This window comes from Spirosoma migulaei (assembly GCF_054776855.1).
Genome location: NZ_BAAHBG010000002.1, coordinates 269,876 through 284,899 on the forward strand (window position 1 = coordinate 269,876; position 15,024 = coordinate 284,899).

The following is a 15,024-nucleotide window of genomic DNA, read 5'->3' on the forward strand; positions in this document are numbered from 1 at the left end:
AATCCTTTTCGTACTGGCTCCTTACCGGATCGACTTTTTCTTTTTACGAGATAAAAGGGCGATCACTGCCGTGGTAACAACGATGCCAACCAATAGATTTTTTACCAGCCCTTCGCGGTTATATTTCCAGTCCGCTTTCCAGCCTTTCTCCGCAAAAATATTCGGTATGTGGCCTTGTCGGAGATCATCGACGATTCCTTCCACCACATTGATCCGGTCGGCCAGTAGCAAGGGAAGCCAGTGGCCGTATTCAGACTCACTTGACTTGAAGGCATACCGCCGAATGATGCCACTAAGACCAGATGGGGGAGAAGACGTGCCAAAAACAGCCGTGAGATTAGGCCGTTCGTTGGACTTAAGGACTTCTACCGTTACAGCTTGAAGCGGAGGCCTTTCCCAGTTGAGCCGCTGGTGGTCGTCACCCGTATAGTTTTTTATCGGGTGGGTCGGCTCATTGGTTGGGTCGGCATCTACCCCCCAGCCATTAATATGCGCATACTCGTTTGGCGTTGATTCCATGATTTGATGGATTATTTTCTGGCGGATGGCGGAATAAGAATAGGTTTGATACAATTGTCCAGTTTGGCCGAAAAGATATGATAGGCATCGGCAACTTCTTCCAGAGGTACCCGGTGCGTAATGATTTCCTTTGGATTCAGTCGACCGGCCTGAATATGGTCGATGAGCCTGGGCAGCAGTCGTTTAACCGACGCCTGATTGGCTCGAATCGTGATGCCTTTATTAACCACGTTACCGATTGGTACCAGATTATCGGTAGGACCATACACACCCACAATCGACACAATGCCCCCTTTCTTAACGGAGTTGATTGCCCAGTGAAGCGCCGTGGCCGATCCTGCCTGGAGCAGTAATTTCTTTCCCGTGATGGTTTGTAAGGCACTGCCTGAGGCATCACCACCCACAGCGTCGATACAAACATCGGCCCCAAACCAATCGGTGGTTTTTTTGAGGAATAGAACCGGATCGTCCATCGACTTGAAATTGTACGCTTCACACTGGGCATAGTTCCGAACGAAGTCGAGTCGGTACTCCAGGTGGTCGATCACAATTACGCGGCCTGGCCCAAATAACCAGGCGCATTTGGCGGCCATGATGCCTACTGGGCCAGCCCCAAAAATGACCACGGTGTCGCCCGTTTTGATCCCGCCCATCTCGGCGGCCTGATAGCCCGTTGGTACCACATCGGTTAACAGAACCGCATCATCATGATCCATCCAGTCCGGAATGATAGTGGGGCCCACATCGGCATAAGGAACCCGAACAAACTCCGCTTGTCCACCATCATAGCCACCCGCTGTGTGGGAGTAGCCAAATATGCCTCCCACGGCTGTAGCCTGCGAATTTGATTCGTGGCAGTTACCAAACAGCCCTTGCTTACAAAAAGCGCAGGTGCCACAGGCCACATTAAACGGAACGATGACGTTATCGCCAACGGCCAGTTTTTGAACCGACGAACCAATTTCTTCGACAACGCCAATAAATTCGTGGCCGAACGTCATCCCCACCCGGGTGTCAGGCACAAGTCCATGGTAGAGGTGCAGATCCGAGCCGCAAATGCAGGAACGGGTAACCCGAACAATGGCATCGCCGGGATGAAGGATTTCTGGATACGGTTTGTGGGCAGCCCTGACCCGGAAGGGGCCTCTATAATTCATCGCTAGCATGAAGGTATGTCGTTTATGACTTGTCTTTTTTACTTATTGATTCCCCGTTTTCGATGAAGGATTTCCGGTTTTAGTAGTAGACTTGTGGCCAACACTTCGCTCCCGCTGAGCGGCATGACTTCCGGGTGTCTTAGCCTCTTGTGCTGCATCGGAGGTTTCAGGTCCAGAGCCAACCGATGAGGGTGGTATTGGGCCGCTTTTCTTTGTTGACGTTTGTTTGCCAAACTGTTGTTTGTCCTTATTGTAGGGTACTCCCGTACCCTTAAGCTGGCTGTTATTCGCTTTGCTGGTCTGACTGGTCGACGATGGCGCCTGTTTGTCCGCTTTGCTTTGGGCACTTGTCCCTGACTGAGCCCATCCGCTTAGACTGCCTACCAGCAACGTCATGGCAACTGTCATTGTGAATTTTTTCATTTGTTGAGTTGGTTTACGCAGGAGATAATCACCTTACTAGCAAACCTAACCCATACAACACATAGCACATCTGCTGCCGTTGGTTGTAAGGCAACGGTACCCTACCATTGACAGGGCCGATGCCTCACACCTCATCGTTTATCTTGGGTCACTTCCGGATTGAACCGGGTTGAGTAGCTATGAAGTTTTATGTTCCCTTTACCATCGGTGTTTCGCAGGCAGAACAGATCTATGCCGTTAGTAAAAAACGACTCGATGAAATTGGATTTCGGGTTAGCGCCCGGCGTATCAAAAGCCTGTCTTATTGGGTCAATGGTCAACTGGTTTGTCAACAGGTTGGTGATCAGGCTGCTAATGGGGAGATCATTGCCGCCATTTTTGAGAGCGATGTTGGCTATTTTATCAGTACGTATACGGCCAATAAGGAATTGGCTGAGCCCTTGGGCGTGCGCTACTCCATGCTGATTATGCGTTCAACTGTGGAACACATCGACAGGTTCGATCAGGAATAACCCATTAGATCACTTACTTTAAAATTGCCTGTCAAAGAAGTACTAACCAGGGCGCGGATGAGTTTAGTTGAGTAATGAAGCGGCTAGACAAGTACTATATCCTTATGGAACCCATTTTGTCAGATTCTCCCCAGCCCTTATCGGCTATTGTCGCTTATTTGTTCGCACAGCGGGAAACCATTTTAAACAACTGGCGAACGGTTTGTCAGGCAGATAGCACGTTAAAAAAAGGCTCCTCGTTGAGCCGGGAGGAATTCAATAATTTACTTCCCCTGATTTTAGACATTCTGGAAGCGCGTCTGCTCGGAAATGCTCCCGAGGCCGACCCGGCTCTGACGGCTCAGGCGCATGGTCTGCATCGCTGGCAAAAATCATTCTCCTTACTCGATACGATGCGGGAGGTTTCTCACTTAACCCAAATTCTATACGATGAATTGAAGCGTTTTCAGGGGTTGTTTCCCCAAACAGATGCGCAACTCATGCTGACTGTTATCCAGAAGATTTCCCAAATCATGCAGGAAGCCATGGAGGGTAGTGTGGTCAAATACGATGAACTGCAACGACTGGAAGCCGTTCAGCGGTCGGCTACGCTTCAGCAGGTTATCGAAAAAATGACGGCTTTATCGGATCAACGGATCAATATGCTTCGGACATCCACCCATGACCTACAGGGCGGCTTAGGCATCATTAACGGGGCGGCTTATATGCTCAAACTGGAGGGATTGCCGGACGACCAACGACAGCAGTATCTGGACATGTTGAGCCGTAATCTGGCTAATGTGGAGGTAATGCTGGCAAATTTAATGGACCTCTCCCGGTTGGAAGCGGGTGAAGAAAAACTGCAGCTTGAGTCGATTGATGTGGCTCCGTTCCTGCATGAAATGGTCCAGGCCGGGCAGCCACTCGCTGCTGAACGAAACCTGTTACTCAGGGCCGAGGGGCCTGCCTCGTTATCTGTCGAAACTGATCCTGTCAAACTGCAACGGATTGTGCAGAATCTATTGCTGAATGCCTTAAAATATACCGCCAGCGGATTTATCTCGATTTCCTGGGCGCTGGAGAATGATGCCCGCTGGATCGTGAGTGTTCAGGATTCGGGGCCGGGTTTGCCCTCTACACTAGCAGGCGTATTTGGTGATCAACTAAAGCCGACCGTTGAAGCAACCAGCGTCCTGTCGGTAAATGCGGCAGAGCCTGTGGCCGTTTTGCCCACCAATGTGCCAACCATTCCTTCGCCTGATCAACTGAATGAATTAGGCCATCGGCCTAATCAGGGGGAGGGGATTGGGTTACAAATTGTGAAGCGCTTATGTGAACTATTGAGTGCTAATCTGGAAATCGAAAGTATTCCGGGCCGGGGTACCTTATTTCGTATTCGCCTACCGTTGCGTTATACTTCTAATAAGTAGTTGACTACGAATCCTGCCTGTGTATCAACCACTATACAAGTACTTACGTATTGACATGAACACCTATAGTAACTTCTTTTCGCCTGAACTATCCCACTTTTTGCAAGGCGAGACACCAGTTGAAAACTAGTCCTGAGGGCCTTTTCTTTAGCAACTCCCTGGCTCCATCCCTTAGCTAGTACGTTAGTTATGTTTTTAACCATTAGTTAAGTCTGCCTGATGAAGCCTTTAATTTATGTAATCGATGATGAAGCCGATTATCTTCAACTGGTTCGCTATGTATTTGGTGAATTCTTGCCTGAGTATACCGTTTTATCATTTCCAGGCGGTGAGGCCATGCTAAACAGCCTGGAGACAGAGCTGAAACGGCCCGCTTTACTGTTGCTTGATTTACACATGCCCGGTATGAGCGGCCTACAGACGCTGGGGCAACTCAAGACCCGGGCAGACTGGAAACTAATTCCGGTAGTGATGGTAACCAGTGCCACCGCAGAAGGCGAAATCCAGGCGTGTTATCAGGCAGGTGCCAATTCCTGTCTGGTAAAACCCATGAGTATAGTATCCATGACGAAGCTATTTAAACAGGTCTGTGCCTACTGGGTTAATACCAGTGGGTCAGTAATTCCCTGATCACCTGTGATTTTCTCTACCTACAAACCGAAACAAACGTGCTATTAATTCACCAACTTCTTGAACAGCCGTCCTTACTGGCCTACTTCATTGGAGCGGATAATTATGCCTGGCTTCAGTTTCGCAGTGGCGAACGACGATTACTGGCCAAACCACTAATTTATTTCGAAGAACGGCTCCCGTCTTTCATTCGCATTCACAAAACAGCCCTCATTAACCCGACTTGCATAGCCCATATCCAACAGCCGCCCCGGCCTAAAATGGCAGGATCGGTACGGTTGGTGGATGGCACGGAACTACCCGTGAGCCGTCGGCGATGGCGGCAGGTAGCTCAGTTCTTACAAACTGGCAGTGTGCCAGTTCAAGTCGATAGTTCCCCGTTAGCTATTCAGGCCGACCTGAATGAAGTGACACCACTCCAGATACAGGTAATTATGAGTGGAGATACCTTACTGTTAACAGAGCAGTGCCTTCGTGAACTAGGCGTACCCTATGTGTTGCAATCGGCCAAAATAGGTTCAGAACTGGCCTCTGCCTTACTGCTTAGCCCCTCCATACAGTGGCCAAAACTCATTCTTATTGATTCCCGATTGAACCGGACTGATAGCCTGTTGACGTTACAAACGCTGAAGGGAAACGCTCGCTTGCGGGCAATTCCAGTGATTTATCTGATACCCCCGACAGAGAATATGATGCAGGCCTACCAACTGGACGCCAATTCGGTGGTAGTTGTTCCCGACGATCCAAGTGCACTGGCTCGAATCCTCAACCAGGTAGTCGATTATTGGCTGAGGATCGTTCAATTGGTAGACTAACCAAACCGCTTTCGGCTAAAATAAAGAAATCTCAACCTTAGGTAACGTAACCGTTTCCCACCAATACGTGCGCAGGCTTTGAAAATAACGCAGCCAGTCGGCAGCCAACCGGGGTTTTATTAAATACGATGAGCAGCCGCGCTGGTAGGCTTCGAGAATATCCTGCTGGTTACTAGATTGACTTAATAGTACAACTGGTATTTTGCCCATGGCTGCTGGCATCGCTTTAATTTGCTCCAGAAGTCGCCAGCCATTCTGGCGTTCGGGCAGGTATAGATCCAGCAGAATTAGTTTCGGATAGTTCCATTCTTCGGTGCGGCACTGGTTCAAAAAGAAAAGAGCTTCGGCTTCGGAAGACACCAGCGCAGCGTTCACTTCAGGCAAACACTGGCCGATCGAATCCTTCATTAGCTTCCCGTGGTCGGGATTATCTTCAATAATTAATAGGTTGGCATTTCTAAAATTATCCCGAAGGGCTGGGTTAGTAGAGGCTAGATTTTTCATGAACGTTAATTAGGTGTTTTAGTAGTCAAAAATACAACATAATGTAGCTAAAAACTAGGGACTTACTAGATAAATAGGCTCATTTTAAACTAAGCTGATCGGCTACTGGTAGGAGCCGTTCCCTCACTTGCAGACGAAATGGGGACATTAAAATTCGGTCCAATGGGTTGAGTTTATATAAGTTATCTACTTAACTAAACCGGCTCCTATAGCCGATTAGCCCTGACCCGCTTACGTATGAACTCAATGTCTGAACCGGCCCCAACCTTACCGTACAAGGGTAAGCAAACCCAACCCATCCTTCATAAACGGCCAACCCGATTGGCTGATTCTACGTCAATAACTAGTCCAGGCTCAGCACCGGGATTTACGGATCTACTTTGTTTTGCCCACCTTCGATGGAATTTTGTATATCAACGCCCACAGCACCTCCTTAGCCGAGCGGCCCACCAGTGCCGGGTTTGGTATATAGAAGAGCCCGTCTGGCAGGATACGTTAGCCCTCGACATACGTAAAGTGTCTGAAAATATTACTGTTGTGGTGCCCCAGCTGCCCCGCGGCATTGACGAACCAACGGCCATTCGGCTCCAGCGGCAGTTAGTCGATCAATTGATTGATCAGCAGACGATAACCGATTATATGACCTGGTACTACACTCCAATGGCATTTCCGTTCACGGATCATCTTCGCCCAAAGTTGGTTTTGTATGATTGCATGGATGAATTGTCGGCCTTTCTGGGTGCGTCGCCACAGTTGATTGAGCAGGAGCAGCGTCTACTGAACCGGGCCGATGTGGTGTTTACCGGGGGCTACAGCTTATATGAAGCCAAGCAAAAACGTCATCTGAATGTGCATGCGTTTCCAAGCTGTATCGATTATGATCATTTTTCTCAGGCCCGAAAAAGCGCTGGACACATCGGTCTGGACGATCCGCACGATCAGGCAGCCATCCAGGGGCCGCGTATCGGCTACAGTGGTGTCATTGATGAACGACTGGATCTGGCGTTACTGGATAACCTGGCAAAACAGCAGCCCGATTGGCAGTTCATTTTATTGGGGCCAATTGTCAAGATTGATCCCGCTACGTTGCCAAAGGGCTCTAATCTTCATTTCCTGGGCATGAAAGCGTATACCGAGTTGCCCGCTTATTTTAGCAACTGGCAGGTAGCTATGATGCCCTTCGCCATCAATGAGGCAACACGGTATATCAGTCCAACGAAAACCCCGGAGTATTTGGCCGCTGGTTTACCAGTTGTGTCAACCCCGATCCGGGATGTGGTACGCACCTATGGTGGTTGGGATCGGGTGGTTATTGCCGATTCTGTATCTGCTTTCCAGCGCGGTATTTCTCTGGCATTGCAGCAGCCATTGGGCAATGATGAATTGGCATTGGACCAGTTTTTACGTAAACAGTCCTGGGACCGAACCTGGCAGCATATGTATCGTATCCTTAGTGAACAGACTGCTCCTGTAACCTGGGTGTAGTCCACTAAACCATTACCCTCGCGTCAACTTGCCTCCTGACTAATCAGCGTTATAGAACCGGCCTAGGGATAGTGCTAACCAGCTGTGAGGCAGAAGGTTGTACTTTTTCGAGCCGGTCCTATAGCGAGAGTGGCTGTTTAATCTTGCCAGCCTTCGGGTTTATACGGTGTTCGGCTATCACTGGAGACGCAAACGGCTAGGGGAGGGCGATCCCGACCAGATGGGGGCTCATTGTAGGGAGGATGCCCGTTCATAGCTACAAATAAGCCAGGGGCAGTACCAGTGGCATCACTTCGGGTTAACCAGTAACGAACGGAAGAAACACTCGATACGGTGAAATAACCCACTACGGGTTCATTTTGCTTAGCCACATTATGCACGTTGCCGACTAATAGAGCAGGCTGGCCGCCCGCCACACCGCCTGTAGTCTGGGTCTGGTCGTTCAATCGCTTCAGGTAATCGTAAGCATTTTTTGTTAAGGAGCTTTGTCTAAGTTCAATCAGGCAAGCTTCTTGCGAGTACAGAGGTACCCGGCCAATGCGTATGCCTTTGACTGGATTCCCATTGCTGTACGCATCAGTGAATAAAACCAAATCATGACTGTAAAGAATTTCCCAACAGCTCGTTCGACAATTGTAATCAAAAGTAGCCGCGTAGGAGTAATTTAAATTAAAGCTGACACAATCTTCGATTAGCTTGCCTTGAGCATCCTTGATTTGGTAAAGTCCGCCATTGCAACTCCGGCACCATTCCTGTCGTTCCCAATCAATCCAGTCCCACCGGTAATAATTGGTTTGGTCAGCCGGATCGGTAAAGTCCACGTAGAAATCATGAGCCGCCGTGTACGTATTGTTTAACCGCTCTGTTGCACTTAAACTGGTGGGATTAAACAAGGCACGCACTTGCCCAATGGGAGCTACAGGCTGTAATTGCTCCGGGTTTGATTCGTATCGGGTGCCATCCGATAGTGTGAACCTGAGTTGGTAAACATGACCAACTTGCCCCTTGAAGTCGGCGGGCAGTTGATAGCGGCCATCGGTCGTTTCCTCACAGATCACGACCTCTACTGAATCAACAACGATCTGCACGTTCGCCTTAGTAACGGGTACGTACCCAAATCGACCCGTAAGTCGATCTGCCTGGGAGCGATTCAGCCGAACAGCCTGAGTCTCTGCTTTATCGGTAATGGTGCAATCAACAATTAAGACATTCAACGAGCTATTGATGGTTGATTCAACCGGATCCACACAGGTAAGTAAGCTTAGACCAGTGCTTAAGCAAATCAACAACTTCACCGCCAGTGAGCGCATAGTTAGCTAAAAACAATCCATCTGATAAAGAGGATTAGTAGGCTAACCTACTTCTATTTTGCGGCTTCTACGAAAGAATCAACTGATGTCCAAATGCTGACAATTTACTTTTTCTATTGCTCACTTAGCTAATCCTTGGTAATCTGGCTTTTGGGTTACCTGAAAGCCTAACGAGACTTGCCTTACTATACTCCTCTATGAATAACATACAAATTGGCACTTGCGGGCTTAGCGGATCTAAAGCAGGGTATGCCGAGCTATTTTCCTGCGTTGAGATTCAACAAACCTTTTATCAACCGCCCCAACTTACCACGCTGGAGCGCTGGCGGAGGGAGGTGCCAGCTGATTTTGAATTCACACTGAAAGCGTGGCAACTCATTACGCACCCAGCCAAAAGTCCAACCTATAAACGGCTGAAACGAAAATTATCGGAGCGGGAGCAGGCAGAGGCTGGATTTTTCAAGCCGACTGTCCTCGTCGATGAGACCTGGAAATACACACTGGCCTGTGCGCAGGCATTGGGCGCTAAAATGATTCTATTTCAATGTCCAGCCAGTTTTACACAGACGTCAGAACATATCCACAATCTGGTTCATTTCTTTTCCCGTATTGAGCGGAGCGGCTTTACCTGCTGTTGGGAACCTCGTGGCTCCTGGGATAAGCACGTTATAAAAGATCTGTGTGAAGATCTTCAGTTGTGGCATGTTGTTGATCCGTTTGTCACGACAACCATGACCCCGGAACAGTGCTACTTTCGGTTGCATGGCCGACAGGGCTGGCGGTATCAATATGAGTCTGATGAATTAGCAGACTTAGTGGAGCTGTTACCAAAGGAAAAAGCCGGATACGTTTTCTTCAACAATATTCATATGCGGCAAGACGCTTTGGTATTAAAGAAACTACTGGAAGCAAGTGTTCATTGAGTCAGGGCTTACGCAAAAAGGCGTGCCACCATCGCGGAGGCACGCCTTTTTGCGTAACTTCACCACCTTATGCGCCGGCATCAGGGGTAAAATGAATTAGCCCTATACTACGTCATGGAACGATTCTGCCCCTACTAGTTTCTTATAGAGTGTTAACGCCTGTGCCACAACCTGATCCATATTGTAGTAGCGGTATGTTCCTAACCTTCCTACGAAATGCACATCCTGTAGTGAGTCTGCGAGTTGCTTGTATTGACGATAAAGCTCCGCGTTTTCGGGACGTGGCACCGGGTAGTAGGGGTCGCCTTCATCCTGCGGGTATTCGAAGGTAAGGCTGGTTTTGGGGTGCTGCTGGCCGGTTAATTTTTTATACTCTGTAATGCGGGTATAAGCATGGTCGTTGGGATAATTGACTACCGCAACGGGCTGATAATCGGCTACATCCAGCGTTTGATGGTCAAACCGAAGGGATCGATAGGGGAGCTTGCCATAACAATAATCAAAATATTCATCGACTGGACCCGTATAGATTAGCTCATCGAATGAGATCTGGTCTTTTACCTCCTTAAAGTCGGTGCTCAGCATCTGATGGATATTGGGATGAGCTACCATCTTTTCAAACATCTTTGTATAGCCCTGAAGCGGCATGTACTGAAATTCATCCGTAAAGTAGCGGTCATCCTGATTAGTGCGGGTCGGAATTCGGGAGGTCACCATTTTGTCCAGTTCCGATGGGTCAACCCCCCACTGCTTCCGGGTATACCCCCGGAAGAATTTTTCGTACAGATCACGACCTACCTGACTCACTACAACATCTTCGGATGTCCGAATGTCATTGACCGGTTCACCTACCGACTTGAAATAGTCGGCCAACTCCTCGGACGTAAACGTATAGCCGTAGAGCTTGTTGACCGTATCGAGATTGATTGGAATGGGAAGCAGTTGACCATCTACCGAAGCCAGCACCCGGTGTTCATAGGGTCGCCATTCGGTAAACTGCGATAGGTAAGCGAACACATCGGGCGAATTGGTGTGAAAGATATGCGGCCCGTACTGGTGAATCAGAATACCCTCTTCATTGGGGCAATCATACGCGTTACCGCCTATATGGGGTCGTTTGTCGATCAATAATACTGTTTTTCCCGATTGACTGGCTAAACGCTCAGCCAGGACACTTCCGGCAAAACCGGCACCCACAATAGCAAAATCGTATGTCATAAACAGAAAGTATAGTATGAATGGTACTATTCATATAAGATCAACATCAGGGCTTACACAACGGCTTTTCGAATCGTTCCTGTGTGAGGGAACGGTCCCTGTTGGCCACGACCTATTCAACTCTATAGAGGTCCATTCCCTAACTTTATAGTGCATTGCGAGCGTATCTATGTTGTCATAAAGAGACCTCAAATTTTGCCATGAAACGTGTATATGGGTCATCTCAGCCTTTAGCAGGTTTATACCTCTGGTTAGACAGGATGAAGCATTCTGTCTGCTTTGGAATCCTGCCATGCTTTCTCTTCGTTGGCTGTACCAAAAATTCCATTTCGAATTGGTTTGTCGAAGAAGTCTCAAAACCTAATGCCACCGAGGTTACCGCCGTGCGTCTAACGCCAGCCTATACGATTCTGGATGTACAATTTACCAATCCTGGAAAAACCTTTTATACCCAAAAAAAGCAATCCTTACCAATTGGCTACATTTGTGTCAGCCCCAATAGTAAGCTAATTGCTTCATCGGTAAATCGAACTTATTCACTCATCAAAGCGAAAGGCATTCGCCTATTACCTCATGTCGTCAGGGTAGACCCTTTTGAGCAGGTGAGCTTCTCGCTGTATTTTGAGCGTCTGGATAAAGGAATTGAATCCTTTGACTGGATTGACACAATCGTGACTGACACGTATACGTTTCACTATGAATTTCCTGGTTTGTCTGTTGAGAATCCAGGTGATAATACCCACGCTCGCTAGCCATGGGCAATCTACAGCCCCAGCTTATTAAATGGTGATTTAGCCACTCTATTCATCAGGTGTTTAGGCGTTAGTCTATAATTGATACGACCCACTCTTAGTAAAGTTTTTACTTAACTGCGAAAGGTGGTAATACCCTCTTCGTAGATGCGTACTCCTGGTATTTCCCGCACACCATTGGCGATATCGGCTTTAATAGCTGTTTCATCAATGACCCAATATCCGTTGGGCACTTGATTGGGGTCCAGGATGTCAAAGGTCCACCGCATTTGTACGCCTTTCGGTTTAGCAACCAGAGCGACTTCCGGAGTGAGCCAGTTGGTCTCCCCAGGCTTAGCCAGCGAGGCTTGCTGAGCGGCCTCCGCCTGCTGGTGTTCCCGCACACGCAGGAGTTCCCGGTTATAATGCTCTACAGCATCTTTAAGGGGTTGCATAGCTGCTAGGATAGGAGCCGTCATTTCCTTTTCCAACTCCATCCATTCATGTTTCTGCTGATCGAGTTGACGCGTAATCTTGAGCCGTTCTGCCGCCACGAGTTTAATCAAATCGTGCCCCTGAGCAACGTGCTTGATAAGGGCTTCCTGTTGCTCAGGAGTTCCACATACAGCGGGTTGTCGACGTAAGAATATAACGTAATCCGAAAGTGTTGCCTGAAGTTGCTGGCGCCCGCTGGAATCATTGAGTGAGAGGCCAGTGGCTGGAGTAGTTTGGGTAGTCATACTGCTAAAAGCAATGAAGGGGTATAAATGTTGGCTAAATCATATAGCTGGTTAATCATTATACTTCCATGAATAGGGCAAGGAGAACGAGACACTTAACTACCTGGCTACCGAATCGGCCTGTTTAGCCATTAATTCAATTCCGCTTTAGGTTGGTTAAGCGGGACTATTAAATGACTTGTATGAACAATCCGGTATAGCCGCTGTTAGGAAGTACTAACTCCGGCGGTTTTGTCCGCTAGGTAAAACCCAGATGATCATGTTTGAAACCATCTTGAATCTTGTCCGCCAGCATGCTGGACAGTCTGTTGTTAACAACTCAGCCATTCCCAATGAGAAGAACGATACGGTTCTGCAAACGGTCACCAGTAGCATCATGAACGGATTGGGCCAGCAAGCCCAGAGTGGCGGCTTAGGTAGTTTATTAGGAATGGTAACTGGTCAGGGGGGAAGTGTAGATGACCATCCTGTCTCCCAGGGGGTTCAACAGACGGTACAACAGGACCTGATGAGCAAATTGGGAATCTCACCCCAGGTAGCTATGTCGGTGGCCGCAGCTATAGTACCTATGGTGCTCAGTAAGTTGATGCATAAAGCCAATGACCCTACTGATTCAAGTGTTGATGCCGGAAGTCTGCTCAATTCACTGGGTGGTCAGGGAGGTGGCCTTGGCAACATACTCGGTGGTCTGTTCGGTGGCCACTAAAATCGCTCTCAACTGGTCAGGCAGAGATCAGCGATGATAATTTGAGTTGAGACTGCTAATCAATCAGACATACGAAAGCAGAATTAGCCTCCTCTACGGTGGTGACTTTCTTTGTGTAATGGAATCTAAATGATATTGACGCATAGTTTAAAGCCCGTGATGCACTCTGCAACCGGGCTTTTTTATGACGTTCAGGCTCAGGCAGGTTTCTATCTATCCATATTGAGTTAGCTCAAGGGTAATCAAAAGAGAGGGGGCTTTCCTAAACTTGGAAGAAGCGAATGGGAGGGGCAACCGATTGGTCTACTTGATCCATGTCGGTTTTATCGCTTTGAGTAGGCTGTAATGGTCGTAACCATCGGTACCGTTAAGGCATGAGCCAGTTCGTCAAGCTGGGTAAAAGCGGGTCCACGCATATCATTCTTACCCGTTCGGTAATCAATAGGCTTCCCTTTATCCACAACAGTCTTTTTTCGACGGGTAAACTTTAGTGTGTTTCGCAGCACACCCGTAATCTTAATGGTTCCTTGATGAATGACGAGGTTGGCAGAATAGTGAAAAGCAGGCGAATCGGGCAAGGGCCGTTCAGTGGTGATAAACAACAATAGGGCTTTGTCTGATTTAAAGGTATAGCCCTCTTCAAGCAGCGTATGGCCAATCGTTCTGTACATCACCGAATCGGGCAGTGTGGTGGTTAACTCAATGACCTTAGCTCCCCGAGCGGGCTCTATCGGTTGTGCATAGACCGCTACTTTTGCCAGAAGAAAAAGAAACAGTAGTCCACTTGGGCGATGATTCATCGGCGATGATTTTGTAGTGTCCCGGAAACAAGAAAGTTATCACGACTGACTAACCCTTAAAGAGCAAAAGTCTGAGGTGGACGGCCATAATTACCCCTAAAACAATAGACGGTGGGAACAGTTTATAAACTGCTGATTTCCTCAGAGAAGCCAACTGCTTTTAAGTCGTTGGTTTTTTAATTTCCTCTGAATTTGTTGCAACCATCTTGACTCTTCATTCCATGCATATTCTACTTTTGCTCTCCCTATCAGGCTTCTGGCTCAACGTATCGTCAGATCGACTCCATACTCCCAAAGCTGCTTTGAAAGCGGAGCCTAAATCGGTGAGCGTAGCACAAGGTGAGGTAGCCCGCTGGGCAGGAAACTGCCTACGCTGTAGCTTTGAGAAACGGGCCTGGTCGGCCGTTAACGGTACCTGCTACTACCCCGTTGATATGGATATGAAACCGGGCTCGTATACTATCTCCCGCCGAACGACCGGTGGAAAACTGGAAACGGCTACCATTCATGTCACCACTAAAGCCTGCGTCCAGGAAGATATAAAAAACTTTCCCAAGAAGGAATACGTCAATGTATCCCCTCAAAATCAGTCTCGTGCTGCCAAAGAAGCCGCTATTGTTAATCCTCTGATTCGCTATAAAGCAACCGTGCGTCCTGCCGTTTTCGATCTGCCGGTGGGTAAGCCTGCCAGTCCACTGCCAAAAGGGGAAGGCAACTTTGGTGCTTGCCGGACGTTTGACGGCCAGCCCCGCGATCGGCATACGGGACAAGACTATCCAGTTGAGCTAGGCGAGTCTGTATTAAGTGTTGGAAATGGCCGTGTATTGCTGGCGGCCAACCAGTTCTATAGTGGAAATGCAGTCTACATTGACCACGGCAATGGCTTAATTTCAGAGTATTTTCATCTGAAGAGCTATTCGGTTAAACCCAATCAAACTGTTACCAAGGGACAGAAGATTGGCCTGGTTGGAGAAACGGGTCGGGTAACGGGTCCTCACCTGCATTTTGGGGTACGCTGGCACGGGGCTTGTATCAATCCAGGCTTTTTACTAATTGATCCTTCTGACATGCAGCAAGTTCAATAAAGGAGAGCCAATAGTCCGGTCGTTCTTTCGGTTGAAGAAATCAACTGGTTTTGTACA

17 protein-coding genes are annotated in these 15,024 nt (G+C 48.3%); 9 read left to right on the forward strand and 8 right to left on the reverse strand.

The window, feature by feature from the left end; translation table 11 throughout:
• Positions 1-21 precede the first annotated feature (21 nt).
• From ACYVGO_RS02215 to ACYVGO_RS02225, 3 genes are read right to left on the reverse strand one after another with little or no spacing between them, the layout of a single operon-like run.
• On the reverse strand, positions 22-519 hold the full coding sequence (locus tag ACYVGO_RS02215; protein ID WP_460967238.1) for a hypothetical protein: 498 nt from the start codon (positions 517-519) through the stop codon (positions 22-24).
• An 11-nt stretch (positions 520-530) separates the two neighbouring features.
• Positions 531-1,685, reverse strand: coding sequence for a zinc-dependent alcohol dehydrogenase (locus tag ACYVGO_RS02220; RefSeq protein ID WP_460967240.1), 1,155 nt, complete (start codon positions 1,683-1,685; stop codon positions 531-533).
• A gap of 33 nt (positions 1,686-1,718) precedes the next feature.
• Positions 1,719-2,099: a hypothetical protein gene (locus ACYVGO_RS02225; RefSeq protein ID WP_460967242.1), complete on the reverse strand. Its 381-nt coding sequence runs from the start codon at positions 2,097-2,099 to the stop codon at positions 1,719-1,721.
• Positions 2,100-2,278: 179 nt separating this feature from the next.
• Between ACYVGO_RS02225 and ACYVGO_RS02230 the strand changes: the two genes are divergently transcribed.
• From ACYVGO_RS02230 to ACYVGO_RS02245, 4 genes are all read left to right on the forward strand, one after another.
• The gene (locus tag ACYVGO_RS02230) at positions 2,279-2,611 is read left to right on the forward strand and encodes a hypothetical protein (protein WP_460967244.1); all 333 of its coding nucleotides are present in this window, start codon (positions 2,279-2,281) and stop codon (positions 2,609-2,611) included.
• Positions 2,612-2,715: 104 nt separating this feature from the next.
• Positions 2,716-4,020 carry a sensor histidine kinase gene (locus ACYVGO_RS02235; RefSeq protein ID WP_460967246.1) on the forward strand — a complete coding sequence of 435 codons (1,305 nt, stop codon included), beginning with the start codon at positions 2,716-2,718 and terminating at the stop codon, positions 4,018-4,020.
• A 219-nt stretch (positions 4,021-4,239) separates the two neighbouring features.
• Positions 4,240-4,650: a response regulator gene (locus tag ACYVGO_RS02240; protein WP_460967248.1), complete on the forward strand. Its 411-nt coding sequence runs from the start codon at positions 4,240-4,242 to the stop codon at positions 4,648-4,650.
• Between the two features lie 38 nt (positions 4,651-4,688).
• On the forward strand, positions 4,689-5,465 hold the full coding sequence (locus ACYVGO_RS02245; RefSeq protein ID WP_460967250.1) for a LytTR family transcriptional regulator DNA-binding domain-containing protein: 777 nt from the start codon (positions 4,689-4,691) through the stop codon (positions 5,463-5,465).
• A gap of 15 nt (positions 5,466-5,480) precedes the next feature.
• On the opposite strand, the gene ACYVGO_RS02250 is transcribed toward ACYVGO_RS02245, so the two are convergent.
• Complete coding sequence (locus ACYVGO_RS02250; protein WP_142770225.1) at positions 5,481-5,969, reverse strand: response regulator; 489 nt, start codon at positions 5,967-5,969, stop codon at positions 5,481-5,483.
• 237 nt (positions 5,970-6,206) lie between these two features.
• On the opposite strand from ACYVGO_RS02250, the gene ACYVGO_RS02255 reads away from it, so the two are divergent.
• Positions 6,207-7,454, forward strand: coding sequence for a glycosyltransferase (locus ACYVGO_RS02255; RefSeq protein WP_460967252.1), 1,248 nt, complete (start codon positions 6,207-6,209; stop codon positions 7,452-7,454).
• Positions 7,455-7,591: 137 nt separating this feature from the next.
• On the opposite strand, the gene ACYVGO_RS02260 is transcribed toward ACYVGO_RS02255, so the two are convergent.
• Positions 7,592-8,764, reverse strand: a complete 1,173-nt coding sequence (locus tag ACYVGO_RS02260) for a DUF4249 domain-containing protein (protein WP_460967254.1) — start codon at positions 8,762-8,764, stop codon at positions 7,592-7,594.
• Positions 8,765-8,961: 197 nt separating this feature from the next.
• Here ACYVGO_RS02260 and ACYVGO_RS02265 point away from each other — a divergent pair, with 197 nt between their 5' ends.
• A complete protein-coding gene (locus ACYVGO_RS02265) occupies positions 8,962-9,687 on the forward strand; it encodes a DUF72 domain-containing protein (RefSeq protein ID WP_460967255.1) in 726 nt (241 codons plus the stop codon).
• Between the two features lie 102 nt (positions 9,688-9,789).
• Here the strand turns inward: ACYVGO_RS02265 and glf are convergent, their stop codons facing one another.
• A complete protein-coding gene (gene glf / locus ACYVGO_RS02270) occupies positions 9,790-10,905 on the reverse strand; it encodes a UDP-galactopyranose mutase (RefSeq protein ID WP_142770228.1) in 1,116 nt (371 codons plus the stop codon).
• Positions 10,906-11,105: 200 nt separating this feature from the next.
• Here glf and ACYVGO_RS02275 point away from each other — a divergent pair, with 200 nt between their 5' ends.
• Entirely contained in the window at positions 11,106-11,657 is a 552-nt protein-coding gene (locus ACYVGO_RS02275; RefSeq protein ID WP_460967257.1) for a hypothetical protein, read from the forward strand.
• A 113-nt stretch (positions 11,658-11,770) separates the two neighbouring features.
• On the opposite strand, the gene ACYVGO_RS02280 is transcribed toward ACYVGO_RS02275, so the two are convergent.
• Complete coding sequence (locus ACYVGO_RS02280; protein ID WP_460967259.1) at positions 11,771-12,376, reverse strand: hypothetical protein; 606 nt, start codon at positions 12,374-12,376, stop codon at positions 11,771-11,773.
• A 259-nt stretch (positions 12,377-12,635) separates the two neighbouring features.
• Between ACYVGO_RS02280 and ACYVGO_RS02285 the strand changes: the two genes are divergently transcribed.
• A complete protein-coding gene (locus ACYVGO_RS02285) occupies positions 12,636-13,082 on the forward strand; it encodes a hypothetical protein (protein ID WP_142770231.1) in 447 nt (148 codons plus the stop codon).
• Between the two features lie 323 nt (positions 13,083-13,405).
• On the opposite strand, the gene ACYVGO_RS02290 is transcribed toward ACYVGO_RS02285, so the two are convergent.
• A complete protein-coding gene (locus tag ACYVGO_RS02290; RefSeq protein WP_460967261.1) occupies positions 13,406-13,882 on the reverse strand; it encodes a hypothetical protein in 477 nt (158 codons plus the stop codon).
• Positions 13,883-14,103: 221 nt separating this feature from the next.
• On the opposite strand from ACYVGO_RS02290, the gene ACYVGO_RS02295 reads away from it, so the two are divergent.
• Positions 14,104-14,967, forward strand: a complete 864-nt coding sequence (locus ACYVGO_RS02295) for a M23 family metallopeptidase (protein WP_460967262.1) — start codon at positions 14,104-14,106, stop codon at positions 14,965-14,967.
• The last annotated feature ends 57 nt before the right edge of the window (positions 14,968-15,024 follow it).

What these genes read in the sequence shown, in the direction of transcription:
- ACYVGO_RS02215 (WP_460967238.1), bottom strand. Translation starts at nt 519, where the DNA reads ATGGAATCAACGCCAAACGAGTATGCGCATATTAATGGCTGGGGGGTA.
- ACYVGO_RS02220 (WP_460967240.1), bottom strand. Translation starts at nt 1,685, where the DNA reads ATGCTAGCGATGAATTATAGAGGCCCCTTCCGGGTCAGGGCTGCCCAC.
- ACYVGO_RS02225 (WP_460967242.1), bottom strand. Translation starts at nt 2,099, where the DNA reads ATGAAAAAATTCACAATGACAGTTGCCATGACGTTGCTGGTAGGCAGT.
- ACYVGO_RS02230 (WP_460967244.1), top strand. Translation starts at nt 2,279, where the DNA reads ATGAAGTTTTATGTTCCCTTTACCATCGGTGTTTCGCAGGCAGAACAG.
- ACYVGO_RS02235 (WP_460967246.1), top strand. Translation starts at nt 2,716, where the DNA reads ATGGAACCCATTTTGTCAGATTCTCCCCAGCCCTTATCGGCTATTGTC.
- ACYVGO_RS02240 (WP_460967248.1), top strand. Translation starts at nt 4,240, where the DNA reads ATGAAGCCTTTAATTTATGTAATCGATGATGAAGCCGATTATCTTCAA.
- ACYVGO_RS02250 (WP_142770225.1), bottom strand. Translation starts at nt 5,969, where the DNA reads ATGAAAAATCTAGCCTCTACTAACCCAGCCCTTCGGGATAATTTTAGA.
- ACYVGO_RS02255 (WP_460967252.1), top strand. Translation starts at nt 6,207, where the DNA reads ATGAACTCAATGTCTGAACCGGCCCCAACCTTACCGTACAAGGGTAAG.
- ACYVGO_RS02260 (WP_460967254.1), bottom strand. Translation starts at nt 8,764, where the DNA reads ATGCGCTCACTGGCGGTGAAGTTGTTGATTTGCTTAAGCACTGGTCTA.
- ACYVGO_RS02265 (WP_460967255.1), top strand. Translation starts at nt 8,962, where the DNA reads ATGAATAACATACAAATTGGCACTTGCGGGCTTAGCGGATCTAAAGCA.
- glf (WP_142770228.1), bottom strand. Translation starts at nt 10,905, where the DNA reads ATGACATACGATTTTGCTATTGTGGGTGCCGGTTTTGCCGGAAGTGTC.
- ACYVGO_RS02275 (WP_460967257.1), top strand. Translation starts at nt 11,106, where the DNA reads ATGAAACGTGTATATGGGTCATCTCAGCCTTTAGCAGGTTTATACCTC.
- ACYVGO_RS02280 (WP_460967259.1), bottom strand. Translation starts at nt 12,376, where the DNA reads ATGACTACCCAAACTACTCCAGCCACTGGCCTCTCACTCAATGATTCC.
- ACYVGO_RS02285 (WP_142770231.1), top strand. Translation starts at nt 12,636, where the DNA reads ATGTTTGAAACCATCTTGAATCTTGTCCGCCAGCATGCTGGACAGTCT.
- ACYVGO_RS02290 (WP_460967261.1), bottom strand. Translation starts at nt 13,882, where the DNA reads ATGAATCATCGCCCAAGTGGACTACTGTTTCTTTTTCTTCTGGCAAAA.
- ACYVGO_RS02295 (WP_460967262.1), top strand. Translation starts at nt 14,104, where the DNA reads ATGCATATTCTACTTTTGCTCTCCCTATCAGGCTTCTGGCTCAACGTA.